Origin of the sequence: Haloarchaeobius baliensis (assembly GCF_052060055.1) — an archaeon.
Classification (GTDB): Archaea; Halobacteriota; Halobacteria; order Halobacteriales; family Natrialbaceae; genus Haloarchaeobius; species Haloarchaeobius baliensis.
The window spans coordinates 1,986,701-2,005,644 of sequence record NZ_JBPPFR010000001.1 but is presented as its reverse complement, the minus strand read 5'-3'; the positions used below and the strand labels follow the sequence as shown (position 1 = coordinate 2,005,644).

The window sequence follows — 18,944 nt, the reverse complement described above, 5'->3', positions numbered from 1 at the left end:
GAAAGCCGGTGTGTGACCGGCTCTCCGGTTCAGTCGTCCGAGTAGCCACGTCGGCACCGTCGGTGTGCGAGTGGTTATCTCCCCAGCGTGTGGAACTCGGCGTTGGGACGCATGTCGGCCAGATGTGCCATCCTGTTCGAGAGGTTGAAGAACGCGGCGACGCTCCCGATGTCCCAGATGGCCTCCTCGGAGAAGCCGTGCTCGCGGAGGGTCGCGAAGTCGGCCTCGTCCACCTCGGCCGGGTCCTCGGTGAGCTTCACCGCGAGGTCGAGCATCGCCCGGTGTGCGTCGTTGATATCCGCGATGCGGTGGTTGGAGACGAGCTGGTCCGCGAGGTGGGGGTCGTCGGCGTAGATGCGGACGAGCGCGCCGTGGGCGACGTTGCAGTAGTAGCAGTCGTTCGCGCCGCTGACCGCGACGACTATCATCTCGACCTCCTCGCGTTCGAGCGCGGTGTCCTCGACGAGCGCGTCGTAGTAGTCGAAGAAGGCCCGGAAGTGCGAGGGCTTGTAGCCGTAGGCGAGGAAGACGTTCGGGATGAAGCCGGCGCGTTCTTCCTCCTCGTCGATGCGCTCGCGCAGGTCGTCGGGGAGCTCGTCGACGTCCGGGACGGGGAACCGCGTCATCGCAGGTATCTCGTCGCTCATACGCTCGACGACGACGACCGGGCCAATCAAACCATCGTCGTCCACGGACCCCGCTATTTTTTGCCACGGAGGACCACGTGCAAGGTATGGATCGATACTCGCGACGTGCGCTGCTCGGGAGCGTTCCGCTCGTCGTCGGCCTCGCCGGCTGTCTCGGTGGCGGCAGCGAAGGTGACGGGACGACGGAGCCGGCCGAGTCGACCGCGACGGAGACGGCGACCCCCACACCAACGGCCGAGCCGACGACGGAAGCGCCGACGACGGCCGAGCAGACGACGGACGGCGACTCGACCGGTTCGACTGTCGCCGTCGGCCCGGGCGGGTCGCTCTCGTTCTCCCCCGCCAGCCTGACCGTGGAGACGGGGACGGCGGTCACCTTCGAGTGGGGGTCAGGCGGGCACACGGTCACCGTCGACAGCCAGCCCGACGGGGCGAACTGGGAGGGCGTCCCGTCGACGCAGTCCTCCGGCTACACCCACGAGTTCACGTTCGAGGTGGCGGGCACCTACCAGTACTACTGCGCTCCCCACAGGGGTGCGGGGATGACGGGCAGCGTGACCGTCGAGTGACCGTCGACGAGGGGACATCCGGACGACGGCCGGCGGCGCCCCAACGAGCCGAGAACTTGATACCGTCCGCTTGACTACCGGATAGCGTGGAGAACGTAACCGACCGGGTGTCGAACCCGTTCGACATGCGCCCGCCCCCGGAGTACCCACCGTTCGACGACGGCCCCGTGGCTGTTCCCGGTTACGGCGACGCCAACGCCGACTTCCACGTCGTCGGTGCGTCGCCGGCCGAGCACGGTGGCGAGACGACCGGCGTCCCGTTCACCGAGACGGCGGGTGCACGTCGTCTTCAGGGCGTGCTACACGACGTGGGCTTCCTCGCCGAACCGTACAGCGACGCCCCCGAGCCGACGAACCTCTTCCTGAGCTACCTGTTCATGCCGCGGCTGCCCGACGGGCGCGCACCGACCGAGGAGGACTACGAGCTGATGGAGCGCTTCTTCGACGCGGAGTTCCGGGCCATCAACGCCCACATCATCCTCCCCGTCGGCCCGACGGCCATCGACCGGGTGCTCCGGGAGTACACGACGCTCCGACGGCGGTTCCCGAACCGGATCGACGACCGGGCTGTCCACGCGACCGAGGTCAGAGGGCGTGGCTTCCTCGTCGTGCCCGTTGCCGACCCCGAGCGGTGGGACGACGAGGAGGCGACGGCGCTCCGAGAGCGCCTGCAGGCCATCCTCGACTCGGACTACCGGCAGACGAAGGGCGTCGCGACGCTGGTCGGGTGAGACGGCGGAGGACGGAGTCGAACGGTGCTCAGAAGCGAGCGGCGACCTTCGGCCGGACGAACGCGCTCAACAGCAGGACCACGACCGAGAGCAGCGGCAGGACCATCACGGCGAGGTCCACCACGAGCATCGGCGCGGCCTCGGCTGCGTCGAGCACGAGCCCGACCACCGGTGCGGAGACGCCGACGACGTAGAGGTACGTCGGCTTGAACTGGAACGCCATCCGGGTGTGGCGGACGATGACCAGGTAGACCAGCGGCATGACGAGTGCGCCGGCGAGCAGCGGGCCCCCGTACGCACCTGCCGCGATGGCGACGGCGAGCGAGACACCGACGGTCTCGTTGATCGTCACCCACTTGTACGGCCGCCGGGCGCGGAACGCCCGGTTGAGCGCGAACGCGAGCACGGTGACACCGACCAGCCCGGCGAGCGCGCCGTACCACTGCTGCGTCGGCAGCGGTGGCTCGCCGACCAGCGCGCCGTCCTCGACGATGAACGCCGCTGGCTGGGCGAGTCCGTACCGGGACTCGGTGAGGGCGGCCTGGAGTGCGGCCACGTCGGTGCCGGCCGCACGCAGGCGCTCCCCGAGCGTCGAGAGCCCGCTCTCGTGTGCCAGCCCGTACTGGACGAGTCCGCCCAGGTAGAGGAGGACCGCCGAGAGCATGAGCGGCCAGCCGAGGCTCAGGTCGTTCCACCAGTTGAACAGCGCGTTGTCGGTCCAGCCGCCGGTGCTCGTCCCCATGGCGGGGGAGGACCGCGCCCCGGTGGTCGTGTTGCCGCCGTTGGTCGAGGTGCCCGTGGTCGACCCGCCGCTACTTCGGGACGCGGACGTGCTCCCCGTCGAACTGCTTCCTGACCGGCTCGTCCGCTGTGAACTGTTCGAGGTCGAGGACTGGGCGGACGAGCTCGCCGAGGACCGGCTCCCGCCGGAGCGACCGCCCCCCGAACTGCTCCCGGTCGAGCGACTGCTGCTCGACCGTGTCGAGCCGGCGGAGCGACTCGTCGTCCGTGAGCTGGTCGCGGACCCGCTCGTCCGGGTCTTCGAGCCGCCGTCGTCGCCGCTGTCGCTGGACCGACTCCCCCAGATATCGCCGGAGGGGAACCCGCCGATGCGCTTTGCGACGTAGTCCCTGTGTCCGAGGCGGTCGTAGGCGTTCCGCTCCGAGGAGTCGTTGAGGGTCTCGTAGGCCTTCTTCAGGGCGTTGAACTGGGCAGGGGCGTCGGGGTCGTCGTTGAGGTCCGGATGGTACTCACGGACCTTGGACCGGAACGCCTCCTTCACCTCGTCCTGGGAGGCGTCCTCGTCTATCTCCAGAAGTTCGTAGAAGTCCATATCGTCGTCAGCCATGCTGATGAGAGTACGTCTATACCATCTCGGGTGCCGGGCCATATAAGTTCCATTGGCCGCGGCGGCGGCTACTGGAAATCCGTCAGCGTGGACTGACCGTCGCCCCGGTCGTCGCGACGACGGTCCGCGTGGTCAGGTGACACCACCTCGCGACCCGTCCGGTCCCCGGCTGTCTCCCAGGAGTCCAGACTCGCCTGGTTGCGCTCGGTGAACGAGAGGTTGGAGACACGAACGCCGACCTTCCGCACCGGCACGTCGGCGAACTCCGAGACGAGCTCCAGCGCCGTGTCGACGACCAGCGCCTCGTCGGCGACCGGTCCCGGCAGCGACCGCTCTCGGGTGTTCACGTCGAACGGCGGCTCGACGGCCTTGATGCCGATGGTCCGGTAGAGGGCCCCCTCGCGGTCTGCCCGATCCGCCACGGCCGCCGCCAGCGTGCGGACCTGTTCGACCTTCGGCTCCGGGTCGGTCACGGGCTCGCCGAACGCGGACTCCCGGGAGAAGCTCTTCGGGAGCCCCCGCGGCGTCACCGCCCGGTCGTCGTGGCCCCGGGCCCGGTCGCGCAGCTCCGGCCCGCGCTCGCCGAACCGCTCGGCCAGCGCCCGGCGGTCGGCCCCGGCGAGGTCGCCCGCGGTCTCGACGTCGAACTCGTCGCGGAGCTCGCGTGCGGTCACCGGACCGACCCCGTGGATCTCCTCGACGGGGAGCGGTTCGAGGAACCCGCGAAGCTCGTCCGGCGGCACGACCACGAGCCCGTCGGGCTTGTCGTGGTCGCTGGCGACCTTCGCCGCGCTCATGTTCGGTGCGACACCGACGCTGGCGATGACGCCGACCTCGCGCTCGATGCGCTGTTTGACGTGCCTCGCGAACCCCTCTGCGACCGCCCAGTCCGTCCGGTCGGTCACGTCCAGGTAGGCCTCGTCGATGCTCACCTCCCGCACCGTGTCGGCGCAGTCGTGGAGGATGTCCTTCACGTCGCTCGCGACCGAGTCGTAGTAGTCCAGGTCGACTGGCCGGTAGAGCCCGGTTCCCTCGGGGTCGTCGGCGTCGGCCCGGCGCGGCAGCCGCTCCAGCGCGGTCGTGATGGCCTGTGCGCTCTCGACGCCGAACTCGCGGGCCTCGTAGCTCGCGGTCGCCACCGCACCCGTGTCGTCCCCCGGCTCGTACCCCATCCCGACGACGACCGGCTCGCCCCGGAGCTCGGGCTCGCGCAGGCGCTCGCAGGCCGCGTAGAAGCAGTCCATGTCGACGTGCAGGACGATGCGATCGGGAGCGTCCTGCTCGGGGGCGACGCCTGGGAGACGTTCACCGGGTCGGGTCGGGTCCTCCGGGTCGGCCATCGCGTGTTCGGCCGTCGATTGGGTGGCGAGGTGGATGAGTGTTCCGTCCGGTCCCCTCGCGTCACCCCACGAGCGCCGACTCGTAGCTCGCGACAACGTACGGACGCAACTGCTCCAGCTCGTCGACGTCGTCCACCGCCACCTGCACCCACTTCGTCACCGTCCGACCGTTCGCGTCGAACGGACCCGTCTCGAACTGCTCGGCCAGTGCGCCACGCCGGTCGTCCGGGAGGCGCGTGAGCGCGACGCCGTCGGTCACCAGTACGGCGAACAGGGTGCCGTCGGCCCGGTACGACGGGCAGCCGAACATCGTCGTCGCGGTCACGTCCGACAGGTCCGCGACGAGCGCGTCGAAGGCGGTCCGCAGCGACGCTCCCCGGTCCGGGTCGAAGTATGGCATCGGTATCGGGGAGAGTACGCTGGCAGCGGATATAACGAGGGGGGCGCGGGTGGTCTCGACTGGGACTCAGATACCGATGGTGCCCTTCGCGAACGCCAGCCCGTTCTTGACGGGGTCGGGACGGGCGATCCGGTCGAGCTCCTCGCGGTCGAGCTTGAAGTCGAAGATGTCGATGTTCTGCTCGATGTGGTCCTGACTCGTCGATTTCGGGATCGCCACGACGTTCTGATGCTGGGTCGCCCAGCGGAGCGCGACCTGTGCGGGGGTCTTGTCGTAGCGCGCACCGATGCGCCGGAGGAGGTCGTCGTCGAGGACGCCACCGGTGCCCAGTGGCGAGTACGCCGTGAGCAGGACGTCCGAGTCCTGGCAGTAGCGCAGGAGCTCGCGCTGGGGCTTGAACGGGTGGAACTTCACCTGGTTGGTGAAGATGGGCTCGGGGGAGACGCGCTGGGCCTTCATCAGCCGTTTCTTGGAGAAGTTCGAGACGCCGACGTGGCGGACGTCGCCGCGCTCGACGAGGTCGGCCATGGCCTCCATGGTCTCGCGGAGGTCCGCGAGCGGGTTGGGCCAGTGCAGCAGCAGCAGGTCGACGTAGGTGGTGTCGAGCTTGCGGATGCTGTTGGCGACAGAACGCTTGAGCCGACCGGGACGGAAGCGGTCGGGACGGACCTTCGTGGTGAGGAAGACGTCCTCGCGGTCGACGTCGGCGTCGTGGATGGCGTTGCCGACGTAGCGCTCGTTGCCGTACGCCTGGGCGGTGTCGATGTGTCGGTAGCCGGCGGCGAGCGCGGTCCGGACCGCGCCGTAGGTCTCCTGGCCGGCGGTCTGCCAGGTGCCGAGGCCGATCTTCGGGACGGAGGTACCCTGGACCGTTTCGTACTCCATGCGACGGCGTTGGGCGTGGGCCGGCATAGGCCTTGACACTTCGTACTGTGGTGTCGCAAACCGTCGGCAGAAGAGCGATATTAGGTATTAATATGCTACTAAGTCTTATAACGAGTCGCCAGAAACCCTTTTATACGAGTCTCGTGCTACGAGGTACCACGATGACGAACGACAAGCGCACCATGAAAGATGTCAGCCACACGCCACCGAACGGGGAGTCCGTCACCAACGTCTGGGAGCGAGGGGACGAATCGCCCGACGAACCGCGGGACGACTGACTGCTCTTCTATCACGTCCACACCAGGTCAGCAGCGGTGCGACCGGCGGCCACACGGCCCCGCCACCCTGTACCGCAGCCTGTCCCACCGTCGCCCCCGTACCGTACCGCTTCCCTGGCCCACCGCTTCCCTGGCCCACCGCTTCTCTGGCCCACCGCTTCTCTGGCCCACCGCTTCCCTGCCACGCCACCCCGCTTCCGATCGGTCGCGAGTAGCACTCGTGAGCCTCATTGTGCCACTGTTTCACAATCGTAGGAACGCTTTAGCGACTCGTCGCTGATTCGTCTCGTGTGGCTCCGATTCAGCACGACTCCGATCCACGGCGGGCCGCACCGGCCGACCGAGACGGCGAATCCACGGGGGTGCAGTGATGTCCACCTACGTCGCCTCCGACGGCGAGTACTACACCGCGAGCGAGGTCGTCGAGAACGTCGAGTCGGGGCGCTGGACGGCCCACCTCTGGGAGACCGACACCGACCGCCAGCTCGTCGAGACGGCACGGGGCGAGGTGCTGCTGCTCGTCCCCGCCACCGAGGTCGACTTCGCACCCGCGTTCGAACACGCGACGTAGGTCACCGGCAGCCCGTCGACCGGGCGACTGCGACGAGCGTCGACCGCGACAGCGAGCCGTCGACCGACACCACCGCGTACTGCCTGTCGCCCGCACAGGCCCAGACGACGCTCCCGAGCGAGTCCGTCGCCACGTACCGCCCCTCGGTGCCGTCGACGTCGACGGTGACGCCCTCGGCCGAGCCCGTCGAGCGTGGCTCGGAGTGCTTGCTCACGTAGAGTACGTTCCCGGCGTCGTTCCGGTAGAACACGGTCACGGTCGTGATCTCGCCACGGAGCAGCCCCACCCGATACAGCTCGTAGCCCGCCGGCACGTCCGGGTCGGGGATCGTCATCGAGACGTTCGCCGCAGCGGCCGCGCGCGTCTCGAACGTCTCCTGGCTCTCGTCGAGGTCGACGACGCTCGCCTCCTCGGGCGGGTCGAAGCGGAACCGGGAGTCGGGAACGTCCGCGTCGAACTCGACGTCGGAGTACTCGGTGACGATGCGGAACTCCTCCCCGTTGACCGTCATCGACTGGGCCACCTTCACCGGGAAGTAGCGTTCGGCGTCGAGGTAGTACCGGATGCGCAGGTCGGACGCGACCGTCGGCACGTCGCCGGTGGGTGCGAGCGCCACGACGTGGGTCTCGCGGCCCGCGACCGTCTCTCGACCCTCGTACGTCGCGGTGTAGTTCTCGACCCGCGTCGTCGCGTTCCGGACCTCCGCACCGGTCTCGCCGTCGACCGGAACAGACGGGGCCGGCCCCATGCCGACGGTCGGCGGCGACGCGACCGTCTCGTCGTCGCTCGCCGCGACCGCGTCGAACACCTGCCGGAGGAACGTGTCCATCCGGACCGCGTCGCCCTGCCCGCGCTCGTACGACTGCGTCCTGACGACCGCCCGGCTCTCGTTGTACACCCAGAGCTGCGAGCCGTTCGCGACGACGACGTTCCCCTCACGGGAGGCCGGCTCGCGGATCTCCTCGCGGACCGCGCCCGTGGCCGGTCTGAGCCACACCTCCGACGCACGGTGCTCGGTGGTGTTGCCGTGGGTGATGGTCGTCTCGACGACCGCGTGGACGCCGTCGATGGACTCGTAGGACTCGACGGCCGCGTCGCCGTCGACCGCGGGGCGTGCCGGCCCGCCGTCGTCGACGAGGCCGAAACAGCCCGCACCGACCACGAGCAGGAGCGTCAGCGCGACGAGAGAGCGAGGATTGGAGGACATTTTCGCGAGTGTTACGACCGATGACAATTATGCGTTTCCGTCCGTGCGAACCCCGCGAGTCGGCCGTCGTGCGGTTCCGCAGACGAAGTCACTAAGGTCGTCCCACCCCGAGCCTCGGCCATGCAAGCGCTGGTCATCGTGGCACACGGGTCGCACCTCAACCCGGAGTCGAGCGCGCCGACGTACGCCCACGCGGAGACGATCCGGGAGTCGGGTGCGTTCGACGAGGTGCGCGAGGCGTTCTGGAAGGAGGAACCGAGCTTCCGCGACGCCCTCCGGACCGTCGAGTCCGACGAGGTGTTCGTCGTCCCGCTGTTCATCAGCGAGGGCTACTTCACCGAGGAGGTCATCCCCCGCGAGCTCCGCCTCGACGACTGGGAGCCAGAGCTGTGGGACTCCGACGGCACGAGCGCGTCCCAGGCGACGCTGTACGCCGACGACGTGGACAAGACCATCCACTACTGCGGTCCCGTCGGTACGCACGACGCGATGTCCGACGTCATCGTCAAGCGCGCCGAGACCGTCACGGGCGACCCGGACGTGGGGGCAGGGTTCGGCCTCGCGGTCGTCGGCCACGGCACCGAGCGCAACGAGAACTCCGCGAAGGCCATCGAGTACCACGCCGACCGCATCCGCGACATGGGTCGGTTCGACGAGGTGAAGGCGCTCTACATGGACGAGGAGCCCGAGGTCGACGACGTGACGGACTACTTCGAGAGCGAGGACGTCGTCGTCGTCCCGCTGTTCGTCGCCGACGGCTACCACACGCAGGAGGACATCCCCGAGGACATGGGCCTCACCGACGACTACCGCGAGGGCTGGGAGACGCCCGCCCTGGTCGACGGCCACCGCATCTGGTACGCCGGCGCCGTCGGCACCGAGGAGTTCATGGCCGACGTCATCCTCGAACGCGCCGCCGAGGCCGGGGCGGACGTCCGCGCCGCGCTCGAGAAGGTCCGCGAGGCGACGGGCGGCGTGCCCGCGTCTGGTGACTGACGATGGCGGCCACCACAGAAGCCGACCTCGCGCCCGACCAGTTCGAGGACCTCGTCGAGAGCGTCACCGGGGGTCCCGTCGAGTTCGACGAGCTCGTCGTGCAGTACGAGGACGACGGCTACGTGTTCGAGGTACCGGACCTCCATCGCGAGCACCTCTCCGTCGAGGAACTGGAGCGGGTCGCCGCAGCCAACGCCGAATGGGTCACCAACTGGCACTTCTGGAACGTCGTCGTCGGCGGCGAGGGGACCGCCCGCCGCGAGTTCCTGCGCTGGCTGGAGGCTGCCGCAGAGCACTCCGTGCAGGCACGGTACGACGCGATGGGCGACGGCGGCATCCACCACGAGTGGGGCGAACTGCTCGTGACCGTCGAGCTCGGCGAGGTCGGCTACCGCCGGTACGGGCTCCGGCACGTCGAGGACGCCGCGGCCGACTCCGAGGACCTCACCGTCCACGCCGAGCCACGCGACCTCCGGGACCTCTCCAAGTACGACGACCGTGGCCGCTACCGACCCCTGAAGACCGCCCCCTCCCTCGTCGACGGGTGGGTGCTTCCCGACCTGACCAGCGGCGAACTGAAGGAGGCGCTCGGGTTCGTCTATCCCGCTACGGTGGAGAACTGGCACCGCGAACACGAGGGGACACTCGACGTGACCCACTGGCGCGAGACCGCCGAGCGCCAGACCGGTATCTACGACGTCGTCGACGAACTCCCCCGCGAGGCCGTCGAGTGGGTCACCGAGGCCGCCTGCGTCGACTCCCAGTGTCTCAAACGGCGCGAGTGGCAGTACGACGCCGACGACCACCTCGACACGCCCGGCGGCGACGGCCCGTTCCCCTGCCGGGAGCCCTGTTCGCTCGTCGTCGCCGCCGCCCGGAAGTGGACGAAGCTCGAGGAGGAGGCCGAACACACCTACGAGTTCGACCTCACGCCGAGCGAGAAGGAGCAGCTCGAGGAGATCGTCGACGCCGTCGCCGACGGCCGCACCGACGAGATCCGGGAGGCCGACGTGTACGAGGGCGCGAACCGCTACCGGGCGCGCTACCTTCGGGCGAAGCGGTTCGACGAGGACGGCAACCTCTGTGGCGTGCCGACCGACGAGTAAGTGAAGCTCCTCGGTGGAGACCGGTCAGCGCAGCAGGACGACGACGGCGACGAGGATTCCTATCAGGACCGCGCCGACACCGAGCATGACGACCGTCCCGTTCGTGAGCGCCATCGCGAGGAGCGCGATCAGCAGCGCGACGCCAGCCATCGCGAGCACGGGCGCATCGTCCCGCCCCGGCACGAGCCCGGAGAGGTCCGGGCTGGCCGACGAGTTCGCGCCTGCCGTGTCGGTCCCTGTCTCGGCGGGCGTCACGCTCGCACGTTCGCCCATCGGCACGCTCGCCGGGTCACGGACCGTCACCGGCACCGCGGCCTCCTGTGCGCCGTAGGCCGCCACGAAGCGGAGCGCACCCGACACCGGGCGCGGGCCGTCGCGGATCTCGACCCGGAACCGGGTGCTCGACTCCGTCTCGACGAAGTGGTTCGTCTCCGTGAGCCTGGCGACCCGCGAGAGCTCGTCGTCGACGTTGCAGTGGACGTGGACCGCACGGCCGTGGTTCCGTATCTCCACCTCGAACGACCCCCGTGCCTCGAACGCCTCCACTGCTGGTTCGACGCTGTGCAGCTCCTCGCGGCTGACGTCGACGACGAGGGTCTCGGGTGGCATGGTCGGTGTGGTGTACGGTCCGTGTGTGGTCTGTCCGTGCGATTCGAGTCAGCGACCGTGTTACGCGGGGACGTCGTCGCGCATGTCCGGCGGCAGCATGTTCGGGACGCCCTCCTCGATGGGGTACGTCTCGCCGCACTCCGTGCAGGTGAGCGTGCCGGAGACGATCTCGTCCTCGTCCTCGCGGTCGACCTCGAGTTCGAGGTCCGCCTTGTCCATCGGACAGCAGAGGATGTCCATCATGGATTCTTTCATACCCACTGCGTCGGAGAGGGAGAGCAAAAGGCTTCGGGAACCGTGTTCGAACGTGGTCGGATTCGTGTGTGGGTGTGAGGATGTGGTTTCTGCGACTGTCTCAGACGTTTCAGGAATCGTGGAAGTTGCTTTGACCACGAACAGCCGGATCGCCCGGAGCGTCTCGATTCCCACGACTTGCTGTGCTCCTCACTCCGTTCCGGTGCTTGTTGCGTCGGGGTTCGTCGAGACGCTCGCCCCTTTCAGTCCCACCCCGCACCTCACGCCTCTCCAGGCGATTGCGTCCCCAGAAATCGTAGATTGCTGGCTGCTAACCGGAACTCGGAGAGTTCCGGTGATGACGGGAGAGCTCCGCTCTCTCGAACCGGGCTTCTCGTCCCTCGCACGAGTTCAGCGAGCGGCCTCGCTTACGCTCGGCACGCTCGCCTGCCAGCTGGTCGGGAGGCTGATTCATCGAAGGAAGATCACCGTCCAGCAGTCCCGTCTACGTGTCGTACGGGTCCTGCAGGATGACGGTGTCCTCGCGGTCCGGGCCGGTGCCGACGGCGTAGATGTCGGTCTCGAGCTCGTCCGAGAGGTAGCTGAGGTAGGTGCGCGCGTTCTCCGGGATGTCCGCCCAGTCGTCGACGGCGTCCCAGTCGACCTCGGGCCAGCCGTCGAACGTGCGGAGGTTCGCCTCGCAGCGGGCCCACTGCTCGGTCGTCGAGGGCATGGTCAGCAGCTCCTCGCCGTCGAGCGTGTAGCTGTGGCCGACCTTCACCTCGTCCATGCCGGCGAGCACGTCGACGTGGTTGACGGCGAGGCCGGTGAAGCCGCTGACGCGGGTCGCGTGGCGGAGCATCGGCACGTCGAGCCAGCCGACCCGTCGGGGACGGCCGGTGACGGTGCCGTACTCGCCGCCCTCGTCGCGGATGTAGGTGGCGAGTGCCTCCTCCTCCTCGCCGGCGTCGCCGTCGTAGTCGGCGGTCTGGCCCTCGACGCCGGCGAGCTCCGTCGGCATCGGGCCGCTCCCGACGCGCGAGAGGTAGCCCTTGACGATGCCGATGACCTCGCCGCCACCGATGATGCCCGGGCTGAGACCGGTGCCGGTGGTCGCGCCGCCGGCGGTCGGGTTCGACGACGTGACGTAGGGATAGCTGCCGTGGTCGATGTCGATGAGGGTGCCCTGTGCGCCCTCGAACATGACCTGTTTCCCCTCGTCGATGGCCTCGGCGAGGAAGTCGCCGCAGGCGACTGGCATCCCCTGCTCGGCGAGTCGCTCGCCGTACTCGCGGTACTCCTCGAACAGCGCGTCGATGTCGAACGCCGCCGGGTTCTCGAGGTCGTCGATGTCGAGGCCGTAGACCTCCTCGACGAGCGCGCGTTTCTGCGGGACGGCGTACTCCAGTCGCTCGCGGAGCACCGCGGGGTCGAGCAGGTCGCCCACGCGGACGCCGCGTCGGCCCGCCTTGTCCTCGTAGGTCGGCCCGATGCCGCGCCCGGTGGTGCCGACCTCCTGGTCGGATTCGCTCTTTACCTCCTCTTCGATGCCGTCGAGCACACGGTGGTACGGCAGGATGACGTGTGCCCGCTCGGCCACCCGCACGTCGGGGTCGAGCCCCCGGTCGCGCAGGTCAGCGATCTCGTCGAACAGCGTCGCCGGGTTCACGACGCAGCCGTTACCGAGGACGCCCACCTTACCGCGGACGACCCCGCTGGGGACGAGCGAGAGCTTGTACTCGGTGCCACCGTAGACGACGGTGTGGCCCGCGTTGTCGCCGCCCTGATAGCGGACGACGATGTCGGCCCCGTCGCCGTAGAGGTCGACGACACCGCCCTTGCCCTCGTCGCCGAGCTGCGACCCGACAATGGTTACGGTCATTTACACGCGCCGATTCTCCAGCGGTCGGTAAACCGATTTCGATACGGCGGGTCCGGCCGCCCGCTGGTGTGTCGTGGTCCCACGGACCAGAAGACATATACACGAACCACTGCTACCTCCGGTTTGCTACGCTTCTCGCCGTGTTCGCACAATAAGGTTTAAAACCCCATACGACAAGTTAACAAATGCCATGATAGACCGACTTGAGAAGGAAGTCGATATGCTGGAACGGCATCTGCAGGTGCTGAAGATGGTCATCGAGAACGAGCCTATCGGTATCGTGAAGATGTCCAACGAGACCGGTTACCCGCACCACAAGGTCCGCTACTCCCTCCGCGTCCTCGAGGAGGAGAACCTCATCGAGCCCTCGAGCCAGGGCGCCATCACGACCGACCGGACGCTCGAGTTCGTCGAGGAGCTCGACGGCAAGATCGACGAGATCGTCGAGAAGATGAACGGGATGAAGATAGACGACGCAGCCGAGATCGAGAACTGAACGGTTTCCGTCTTCCTACAGCTCCGGCACGTTGATGTGGAACTCCCCACCGCGGGACTCCACCAGACAGAGGTGGTAGCCCGACTTTCGGGACAGCTTCACGAAGCTCTTCTTCGAGTCCCGACTCAGGAAGCTCCCGCTCGTCGCCTCGGAGGCAGTCTCCAGCGCCCCGGGGTCGAAGAACGAGGCGGTGACGACGACCGCGCCGGCGAGGCTCTCGCTGGTCCGTTTGACCCGCGAGGCACGCTCTTGCAGGTCGACCATCATCTCCTCGGTCGTCGGGTCGCGCGAGTCGTTCAGGTTCGCGACGACCAGCGGGTTGCCCATCCGGTCGCGGACGACGACGTCGAACGTGGTCTGCTCGCGCTGCTCGTTGCCGTCCTCGTCGTACCGGAGCGACACCGAACCGTCGAGCTCGGCGCGGTCGGCCTCCGGGATGGCGTCGTAGAGATCGCTCATCGCGCTCGCGTTGCCCGTGTCGCGGATCTCGTACAGCAGGTCGCGGACGAACCACTCCACGAACCGGAACTCGATGCTGTCGTGGAGGAAGTCGACGTACGACTGGCCGTCGACCGCGGCGTCGTCCGCCTCGAACTGCGTGTGATGCTCGATGCGGAGGTTCGTGTTCACCGCATCGGCGTCCGCCTCGCCGTCGTGTGCGGTGTCCAGCGTCGCCTCCCCCTTCGAGCCGTAGCGGACGAAGAGGTTCGTCCCCTCGAGCGCCTGCTGTGGCGTCAGCTGCGTGCCGGCGTCGGCGGCCGGCCCGCGCTGGGCCGCGACCTCCGCCTCGAGGTCGGTCAGTTCGGCTTCGAGCTCTGCGATCTCCGCCTCTAGCTCCTCGACCTCACCGCGCAGGTCCGCGTTCTCGTCGGCGAGCTGGTCGCGCTCCTCGCGGAGCTCGGTGCGCTCCTCCTCGACGTTCGAGAGCCGCTGCTGGAGCCGGTCGATCTTGTCCTCGCGCTGGAGCATCTCCCGTTCGAGCGGCTCGTCGCTGGTCCCGCTGTCGGTGGTGGGTGTCGACTGCTGTTCGGTGCGTCTCGCCTGGCGACCGGTCTTCGTGGGCTGGTTCGCGCTCGTGGTGGGCGTCTTGGTGCTGTTGGACGGGTCACTGCTCGACTGCGTCGTGTCGGCGCGCGCCTGTCGCTGTCGTCGGCTCTGTCGGCCCGCCGTCGGCTCCGGGCTGGCCGACTTCGAGCGGTCCGGTGACTCGGAGTGATCCGGGTTGATCGAGGGGATCGAGCGCGTCTCGCGCCACTCGGCCTCCTCCTCGAACACCGGGTCCTCGCCCTCCTCGGCAGCGGCTTCGCGTTCGACCTCCTCCAGTACCTCGTCGGGTATCTGGACGGGGTCGTGGTCGTCCTCGACGGTCGTCGTGACCGGTTCGGAGTCGGTGTCGTCGGTCGCGGCCGGACTCGCCGCACCCGCCTCACCGACGGGCTGGGTCGGGTCGGCTCCCGTCTCCCGCGATCGCGCCGTACGCGAGTTCGCGGATGTCTCCTCCGCTGGCCGGCTGTCGTCGGGCTCCGCCCCACTCGACGGGTGCGCGCCCCGTCCGTTCCCGGGGTCGCGCTGGTCGCGTCCAGACTGCTCCGCGTCCCGGACGACCGGCTCGTCGGTGGTGGCGTGCTGTTCGTCCGTGCTGACCGTCTCGTCGTCCACCGCAGCCGTCTGTCCGCCCGTCGCGGGTGGCCGCTCGTCGGTGGCCTGTCCGCCTGGCGCCGGCTCCGCCTGTTCGGCCCCCTCGTCCGGTGCCGGGTCCGCGACCACCGGGTCGTCGGTGGGCTCCACCTGACCGCCGGACTGGTCCGACGTCCCGTCCACAGCGGCACCTGCGGTCGTACCCGCCGCGGCACCGGTCGCAGCGTCACCGGCGTCGTCCGCGGGTTCGGGCTCTGGTTCGGGTTCGGGACTCGGGATGTCCGTCACCTCGATGTCGACGTCCATCACGGTGTAGATGCCGACCTCGTCGTCGGCCCGCTCGAACGCCTCGTCGCCCGTGTGCAGGCGCTCCTGGTTCCCGATGAACGCACAGCTCATCGACCGACCGCCGTAGTAGACGACGTAGTAGTCGCCGCTGAGAACGTTCTCGGAGAGCTCGATGTAGCCCGTGAAGTTGCCCGATGTGAGTGTCGAGTCGGCCTCCGAGACCGGTGTGTCGTTGGTGTAGTAGTTCGCCCGTTCCTGGCCGCCCGTCTCCTGCATCGCGAAGAGGAGCGGCACGGACGGATGGGGTGCCTCGTAGGTCGTGCCCGACGAGCCGTCGAAGTCGTCGATAGTCCCGTCGAAGACCCCGATGATCCGACCGTTCAGCATGAACAGCCAGGTCGTTCCGGTCGTCACGGCGCCGGAGAACTCCGTGTCCGCGAGCGTGCGGAGTTCCTCGAAGCCGCCCGAGAACGGACGGGAGTCCCAGTCTTCGACGCGCTCTACCCTGCGCGAATCCATATACGGTTACAACCGCATGCGGGACAAATAGTTTCCGGGGATTCACCGCTGTAGGACCCCCCATCACGGAGGGCAGCGCCCGAAGAACGGCCTCAGATCTTCGATTCGGCGTCGTCCGCGAGCTCCTCCATCCGTTTCTGGATGCGGCCGGCGCTGGAGAACTCGTCCTCGCTCATCACGCTCGCGAGTGCGTTGCCCAGCACGAACACGGCGTGCTTGTGCTCGCTCTTGGACTTGTGCACGTCCGACGGGTCGACGTCGAGGTCGTGGTACTGCTGGAACAGCTCGTCCTTGCCATCGCCCGCTGCTTCGAAGTGCTCCATGATCTCGACCATCTGTTCGTGGAGTTCGAGGAGCTCGTCCTTGTGCATGAATCGGTGTAAGGTATTGGCCGATTTAAGGATTGTTGTGGCGCTCAGCGGGGCAAGCCGCCGCCGAGTGCCGTAGGCCACAATTTTTATAACCGACCGACGTACCGGGGAACAAATGCCGACAATCCGCCTCGACGTTCCCGAGGAGACCGTCGAGAAACTCGACATGGAGACGGACCTGCTCGGGTTCGAGGACATCCCCGAGTACCTCGACTGGATAATCGGGAACCGTGCGGCCATCGAGCAGGGGACCGAACGGGACCAGCTGCTGTCGGAGTACGCCGCCCGCGTCGCGGAACTCGAGGAGCAGGTCGCCGAGAGCACGACCGGCGAGCCGCAGGCGAGCCCGTCCGACACCGAGGCGACGACGGCAACGGACCCGTCGGCAGCGGCGGGGGAGAGCCCGTCGCCGGCGGACACCGGGGACGATGCCGACGACGCCCGGCCAGCGACGGCCGACGGGGGCGAGACGACGAGCGAGCCGGTCGAGACCGGCGGCACCGGCGAGACGATGGTGCCGAAGTCGGGGCCGGACACCGAGCCCGACGACCTCGGCGGCAACTTCCGTCCCGAACAGGTCAAGCGGTTCACCGACGAGCGGTTGAACGAGGAGGCGGACGTGCTGGCGGGCGTCGAGGGTGAACGTCTCGACGAGTTCGCCCGCCGGGCCGTCGCACAGACGCGCAAGCGGCTCGGGCGCGACCCCACGACCGGGCTGAGCTACCAGTCGAACACGAGCATCGCCGTCAGCAGCGACGACGTCTCGCCCGGCGAGGACATCGCGGACCTCGACGACCTCGACGTGCCCGGCCGCTCGCCGGAGAAGGTCGAGCCCCGGCAGGAGGCCGTCGGCGCGGCACTCGCCTACCTCAAGGACGCCGACCGAGCCCGTCGGTCGGACTTCGTCGACGCGCTGTACGAGGAGTACCCGGCGGGGTACGGCTCGACCTCTGGCTGGTGGAACTGCATCAAGACCGGGCTGAAGCAGGTCGACGTCGTCGAAGGTGGGGACGGCGCGCGCGTCTGGCGGTTCCGACGGACAGAGATCTCGAACGAGGCCGGGACGCTCCGCGGACGCGGACCCAAGCGGGTGGTGGACTCGAACTAGCAGCCAGCGCCGCGTTCGCTGGCAATCGACGCCGTGTTCTCAACAGCAGAGTTCGGTGAACCGGTTGGTTCCGGCATCGGTACCGGCGACGATGAGCTCGTCGCCCGCCTCGACGCGGAACGACGGGCCGAGGTCGGTGATGACCTCGCCACCGCGTTCGACGCCGACGACCGTACAGCCGGTCCGCTTTCGCACCTGTGCCTCCTCGAGGGTCTGGCCGACGAGTCCCACAGCTTCGGTCCTGACGACGTCGACCTGCTGGTCGATGGAGAGCACGTCCTCGCCCTCGAGGATGGTCGAGGCGATCATCCGGCCGCTCACCGAGGCGAGCGAGAGGACGTAGTCCGCGCCGGCACGGTACATCTTCTGGACGCTCTCGTTCTCGGTGACGCGGGCGACGACCTCCGTCTCGGGGCTCTCGTCGCGGATGACGAGCGTGGCGAACTCGGTCGTCGTGTCGTCCGGGAGCGTGAGCACCACCGTCCGGGCCTCCTCGAGCCCGGCCGCGTGGAGGACATCCGGTTCGAGGGCGTCGCCGACCACGTCGACGCCGGACTTCTGCTCGAGGTCGATGACCCGATAGGAGACGCCTGCCTCGGTGAGCCGTTCCGCGACTGTCGTGCCGACCTGTCCGTAGCCGACGACGATGGTCTCCCCGCGGCGGAACTCCCTGACGCGGGAGAGGGTGAGCTCCTTCAGCGTCTGGAGCTGGTCCTCGCGGCCGGTCACGAGCAGGACGGTGCCGTTGTCGAGCTCGGCGTCGGGGTCCGGCGGGCTGCGGAACTCGCCGTCGAACCACGCGCCGATGACGTTGACGCCGGCCTGCTCGCGGATGCCGCTCTCGGAGAGCGTCTTGCCGACGAGCTCGCTCTTCCGATGGATGGGGAGCTCGGCGATGTCGAAGTCGTCGCCGATCTCGATGGCGTCGCCGAGCTCCGTGGAGATACCGGTCGTGACCTTCGAGGCGAGTCCCCGACCGAGAAGCGGGCGCGGGGAGAGCACCTCGTCCGCGCCGGCCAGCCGGTGGTAGGAGACGCTCTCCGGGTCCTCGACGACGCTGACGACCTGGAGGTCCTCGCCGCCGACCTCGCCGGCCGCGAGGACGATACTCGCGTCCACCTCGTCGGAGACGTCCGCGACGAGTGCCCGGGCGCGCTCGACGCCTGCGTCCTCAAGACCCTCGGTGCTCTCCGGGTCCGCGTTGATGACGTCGTAGCCGTCCTCGTGGAGCTTGACGGCCGTGGCGCGGTCGGGTTCGAGGATGACCGATTCCACGCCCCACGCGTCGAGTTCGGCGATGAGGGCGTCCGCACGGCTGGTGTACGTACAGACCACCACGTGGTCGGTGAGGCTGTCGTCGACGGTCGTCGGCACCGTCGTCGAGAGGATGTCCTCCATGAGCGGGAAGACGAGCACGGGCAGCGCCATGAAGATGAGGAACACGCCCGTCGTGTCCATGATGATGACGAGCAGGTTCATCTCCGGCGTCTGCCACGGCGCGTCGGAGCCGAAGCCGGTCGTCGTGAACGTCTCGACGACCACCTGCAACGAGTGGAGGAACGTCTCGGGCTCGGACTCGTACACGCTCATCCCGTAGTCGTAGATGACCGCGTAGACCAGCATGACGCCGGTCAGCATGAGGAGATAGTAGGCGGTCCGGCGCTGCCACTTGTCCATGTCCGGGCGTTACGCTCTACGGGGATAACTGTTGTACGTCGCGG

The 18,944-nt window shown here is 68.3% G+C and carries 21 protein-coding genes and 1 pseudogene; 9 read left to right on the top strand and 13 right to left on the bottom strand.

The window, feature by feature from the left end:
- Positions 1 to 74 precede the first annotated feature (74 nt).
- Positions 75 to 647 (bottom strand): peroxidase-related enzyme, encoded by a 573-nt coding sequence (locus ACSG06_RS10255; protein ID WP_440990158.1) that lies wholly within the window; start codon positions 645 to 647, stop codon positions 75 to 77.
- 86 nt (positions 648 to 733) lie between these two features.
- On the opposite strand from ACSG06_RS10255, the gene ACSG06_RS10250 reads away from it, so the two are divergent.
- Both ACSG06_RS10250 and ACSG06_RS10245 read left to right on the top strand, forming a co-directional pair.
- Positions 734 to 1,216: a plastocyanin/azurin family copper-binding protein gene (locus ACSG06_RS10250; protein WP_440990157.1), complete on the top strand. Its 483-nt coding sequence runs from the start codon at positions 734 to 736 to the stop codon at positions 1,214 to 1,216.
- An 86-nt stretch (positions 1,217 to 1,302) separates the two neighbouring features.
- Positions 1,303 to 1,947 carry a uracil-DNA glycosylase family protein gene (locus ACSG06_RS10245; RefSeq protein WP_440990156.1) on the top strand — a complete coding sequence of 215 codons (645 nt, stop codon included), beginning with the start codon at positions 1,303 to 1,305 and terminating at the stop codon, positions 1,945 to 1,947.
- Positions 1,948 to 1,975: 28 nt separating this feature from the next.
- Here ACSG06_RS10245 and ACSG06_RS10240 read toward each other — a convergent pair whose 3' ends face one another.
- On the bottom strand, positions 1,976 to 2,689 hold the full coding sequence (locus ACSG06_RS10240; protein ID WP_440990314.1) for a hypothetical protein: 714 nt from the start codon (positions 2,687 to 2,689) through the stop codon (positions 1,976 to 1,978).
- On the opposite strand from ACSG06_RS10240, the gene ACSG06_RS10235 reads away from it, so the two are divergent.
- Entirely contained in the window at positions 2,688 to 3,074 is a 387-nt protein-coding gene (locus ACSG06_RS10235) for a hypothetical protein (protein WP_440990313.1), read from the top strand. The two genes, ACSG06_RS10240 and ACSG06_RS10235, sit on opposite strands and share 2 nt — an antisense overlap.
- Before the next feature lie 77 nt (positions 3,075 to 3,151).
- Here ACSG06_RS10235 and ACSG06_RS10230 read toward each other — a convergent pair.
- The 4 genes and pseudogenes from ACSG06_RS10230 to ACSG06_RS10215 all read right to left on the bottom strand — a co-directional run.
- Positions 3,152 to 3,280: pseudogene (locus ACSG06_RS10230) on the bottom strand (DnaJ domain-containing protein); the annotation flags it as partial.
- Between the two features lie 83 nt (positions 3,281 to 3,363).
- Positions 3,364 to 4,635 (bottom strand): DNA polymerase IV, encoded by a 1,272-nt coding sequence (gene dinB, locus ACSG06_RS10225; RefSeq protein WP_440990155.1) that lies wholly within the window; start codon positions 4,633 to 4,635, stop codon positions 3,364 to 3,366.
- 61 nt (positions 4,636 to 4,696) lie between these two features.
- Complete coding sequence (locus ACSG06_RS10220) at positions 4,697 to 5,035, bottom strand: TfoX/Sxy family protein (protein WP_440990154.1); 339 nt, start codon at positions 5,033 to 5,035, stop codon at positions 4,697 to 4,699.
- Positions 5,036 to 5,101: 66 nt separating this feature from the next.
- Positions 5,102 to 5,920: an aldo/keto reductase gene (locus tag ACSG06_RS10215; protein ID WP_440990153.1), complete on the bottom strand. Its 819-nt coding sequence runs from the start codon at positions 5,918 to 5,920 to the stop codon at positions 5,102 to 5,104.
- Positions 5,921 to 6,081: 161 nt separating this feature from the next.
- On the opposite strand from ACSG06_RS10215, the gene ACSG06_RS22040 reads away from it, so the two are divergent.
- Entirely contained in the window at positions 6,082 to 6,198 is a 117-nt protein-coding gene (locus tag ACSG06_RS22040) for a DUF7989 family protein (protein ID WP_502306427.1), read from the top strand.
- A gap of 370 nt (positions 6,199 to 6,568) precedes the next feature.
- The gene (locus tag ACSG06_RS10210; RefSeq protein WP_440990152.1) at positions 6,569 to 6,769 is read left to right on the top strand and encodes a hypothetical protein; all 201 of its coding nucleotides are present in this window, start codon (positions 6,569 to 6,571) and stop codon (positions 6,767 to 6,769) included.
- Position 6,770: 1 nt separating this feature from the next.
- On the opposite strand, the gene ACSG06_RS10205 is transcribed toward ACSG06_RS10210, so the two are convergent.
- Entirely contained in the window at positions 6,771 to 7,976 is a 1,206-nt protein-coding gene (locus ACSG06_RS10205; protein WP_440990151.1) for a LolA family protein, read from the bottom strand.
- 120 nt (positions 7,977 to 8,096) lie between these two features.
- On the opposite strand from ACSG06_RS10205, the gene ACSG06_RS10200 reads away from it, so the two are divergent.
- Positions 8,097 to 8,972 carry a CbiX/SirB N-terminal domain-containing protein gene (locus ACSG06_RS10200; protein ID WP_440990150.1) on the top strand — a complete coding sequence of 292 codons (876 nt, stop codon included), beginning with the start codon at positions 8,097 to 8,099 and terminating at the stop codon, positions 8,970 to 8,972.
- A gap of 2 nt (positions 8,973 to 8,974) precedes the next feature.
- Complete coding sequence (locus ACSG06_RS10195; RefSeq protein WP_440990149.1) at positions 8,975 to 10,078, top strand: DR2241 family protein; 1,104 nt, start codon at positions 8,975 to 8,977, stop codon at positions 10,076 to 10,078.
- A 24-nt stretch (positions 10,079 to 10,102) separates the two neighbouring features.
- Here ACSG06_RS10195 and ACSG06_RS10190 read toward each other — a convergent pair whose 3' ends face one another.
- From ACSG06_RS10190 to ACSG06_RS10180, 3 genes are all read right to left on the bottom strand, one after another.
- Positions 10,103 to 10,687: a DUF7524 family protein gene (locus tag ACSG06_RS10190; RefSeq protein WP_440990148.1), complete on the bottom strand. Its 585-nt coding sequence runs from the start codon at positions 10,685 to 10,687 to the stop codon at positions 10,103 to 10,105.
- 60 nt (positions 10,688 to 10,747) lie between these two features.
- Positions 10,748 to 10,942 (bottom strand): methytransferase partner Trm112, encoded by a 195-nt coding sequence (locus ACSG06_RS10185; protein WP_256300338.1) that lies wholly within the window; start codon positions 10,940 to 10,942, stop codon positions 10,748 to 10,750.
- A gap of 484 nt (positions 10,943 to 11,426) precedes the next feature.
- Complete coding sequence (locus ACSG06_RS10180) at positions 11,427 to 12,803, bottom strand: adenylosuccinate synthase (protein ID WP_440990147.1); 1,377 nt, start codon at positions 12,801 to 12,803, stop codon at positions 11,427 to 11,429.
- Positions 12,804 to 12,993: 190 nt separating this feature from the next.
- On the opposite strand from ACSG06_RS10180, the gene ACSG06_RS10175 reads away from it, so the two are divergent.
- Positions 12,994 to 13,299: a hypothetical protein gene (locus ACSG06_RS10175; RefSeq protein ID WP_256300334.1), complete on the top strand. Its 306-nt coding sequence runs from the start codon at positions 12,994 to 12,996 to the stop codon at positions 13,297 to 13,299.
- A 15-nt stretch (positions 13,300 to 13,314) separates the two neighbouring features.
- Here the strand turns inward: ACSG06_RS10175 and ACSG06_RS10170 are convergent, their stop codons facing one another.
- Positions 13,315 to 15,744, bottom strand: a complete 2,430-nt coding sequence (locus ACSG06_RS10170; protein ID WP_440990146.1) for a DUF7527 domain-containing protein — start codon at positions 15,742 to 15,744, stop codon at positions 13,315 to 13,317.
- Positions 15,745 to 15,836: 92 nt separating this feature from the next.
- On the bottom strand, positions 15,837 to 16,115 hold the full coding sequence (locus tag ACSG06_RS10165; RefSeq protein WP_440990145.1) for a UPF0058 family protein: 279 nt from the start codon (positions 16,113 to 16,115) through the stop codon (positions 15,837 to 15,839).
- Positions 16,116 to 16,230: 115 nt separating this feature from the next.
- On the opposite strand from ACSG06_RS10165, the gene ACSG06_RS10160 reads away from it, so the two are divergent.
- Positions 16,231 to 17,223, top strand: a complete 993-nt coding sequence (locus ACSG06_RS10160; protein WP_440990144.1) for a hypothetical protein — start codon at positions 16,231 to 16,233, stop codon at positions 17,221 to 17,223.
- A gap of 39 nt (positions 17,224 to 17,262) precedes the next feature.
- On the opposite strand, the gene ACSG06_RS10155 is transcribed toward ACSG06_RS10160, so the two are convergent.
- Entirely contained in the window at positions 17,263 to 18,900 is a 1,638-nt protein-coding gene (locus tag ACSG06_RS10155) for a potassium channel family protein (RefSeq protein WP_440990143.1), read from the bottom strand.
- Positions 18,901 to 18,944: the final 44 nt, after the last annotated feature.

Coding starts and splice junctions, on each gene's coding strand:
- ACSG06_RS10185 (WP_256300338.1), bottom strand. CDS start 10,942: ATGAAAGAATCCATGATGGACATCCTCTGCTGTCCGATGGACAAGGCG.
- ACSG06_RS10240 (WP_440990314.1), bottom strand. CDS start 2,689: ATGGGGACGAGCACCGGCGGCTGGACCGACAACGCGCTGTTCAACTGG.
- ACSG06_RS10250 (WP_440990157.1), top strand. CDS start 734: ATGGATCGATACTCGCGACGTGCGCTGCTCGGGAGCGTTCCGCTCGTC.
- ACSG06_RS10255 (WP_440990158.1), bottom strand. CDS start 647: ATGAGCGACGAGATACCTGCGATGACGCGGTTCCCCGTCCCGGACGTC.
- ACSG06_RS10160 (WP_440990144.1), top strand. CDS start 16,231: ATGCCGACAATCCGCCTCGACGTTCCCGAGGAGACCGTCGAGAAACTC.
- ACSG06_RS10180 (WP_440990147.1), bottom strand. CDS start 12,803: ATGACCGTAACCATTGTCGGGTCGCAGCTCGGCGACGAGGGCAAGGGC.
- ACSG06_RS10200 (WP_440990150.1), top strand. CDS start 8,097: ATGCAAGCGCTGGTCATCGTGGCACACGGGTCGCACCTCAACCCGGAG.
- ACSG06_RS10210 (WP_440990152.1), top strand. CDS start 6,569: ATGTCCACCTACGTCGCCTCCGACGGCGAGTACTACACCGCGAGCGAG.
- ACSG06_RS10155 (WP_440990143.1), bottom strand. CDS start 18,900: ATGGACAAGTGGCAGCGCCGGACCGCCTACTATCTCCTCATGCTGACC.
- ACSG06_RS10170 (WP_440990146.1), bottom strand. CDS start 15,744: ATGGATTCGCGCAGGGTAGAGCGCGTCGAAGACTGGGACTCCCGTCCG.
- ACSG06_RS10175 (WP_256300334.1), top strand. CDS start 12,994: ATGATAGACCGACTTGAGAAGGAAGTCGATATGCTGGAACGGCATCTG.
- ACSG06_RS10215 (WP_440990153.1), bottom strand. CDS start 5,920: ATGGAGTACGAAACGGTCCAGGGTACCTCCGTCCCGAAGATCGGCCTC.
- ACSG06_RS10195 (WP_440990149.1), top strand. CDS start 8,975: ATGGCGGCCACCACAGAAGCCGACCTCGCGCCCGACCAGTTCGAGGAC.
- ACSG06_RS10235 (WP_440990313.1), top strand. CDS start 2,688: ATGGCGGGGGAGGACCGCGCCCCGGTGGTCGTGTTGCCGCCGTTGGTC.
- ACSG06_RS10165 (WP_440990145.1), bottom strand. CDS start 16,115: ATGCACAAGGACGAGCTCCTCGAACTCCACGAACAGATGGTCGAGATC.
- ACSG06_RS10205 (WP_440990151.1), bottom strand. CDS start 7,976: ATGTCCTCCAATCCTCGCTCTCTCGTCGCGCTGACGCTCCTGCTCGTG.
- ACSG06_RS10220 (WP_440990154.1), bottom strand. CDS start 5,035: ATGCCATACTTCGACCCGGACCGGGGAGCGTCGCTGCGGACCGCCTTC.
- dinB (WP_440990155.1), bottom strand. CDS start 4,635: ATGGCCGACCCGGAGGACCCGACCCGACCCGGTGAACGTCTCCCAGGC.
- ACSG06_RS22040 (WP_502306427.1), top strand. CDS start 6,082: ATGACGAACGACAAGCGCACCATGAAAGATGTCAGCCACACGCCACCG.
- ACSG06_RS10190 (WP_440990148.1), bottom strand. CDS start 10,687: ATGCCACCCGAGACCCTCGTCGTCGACGTCAGCCGCGAGGAGCTGCAC.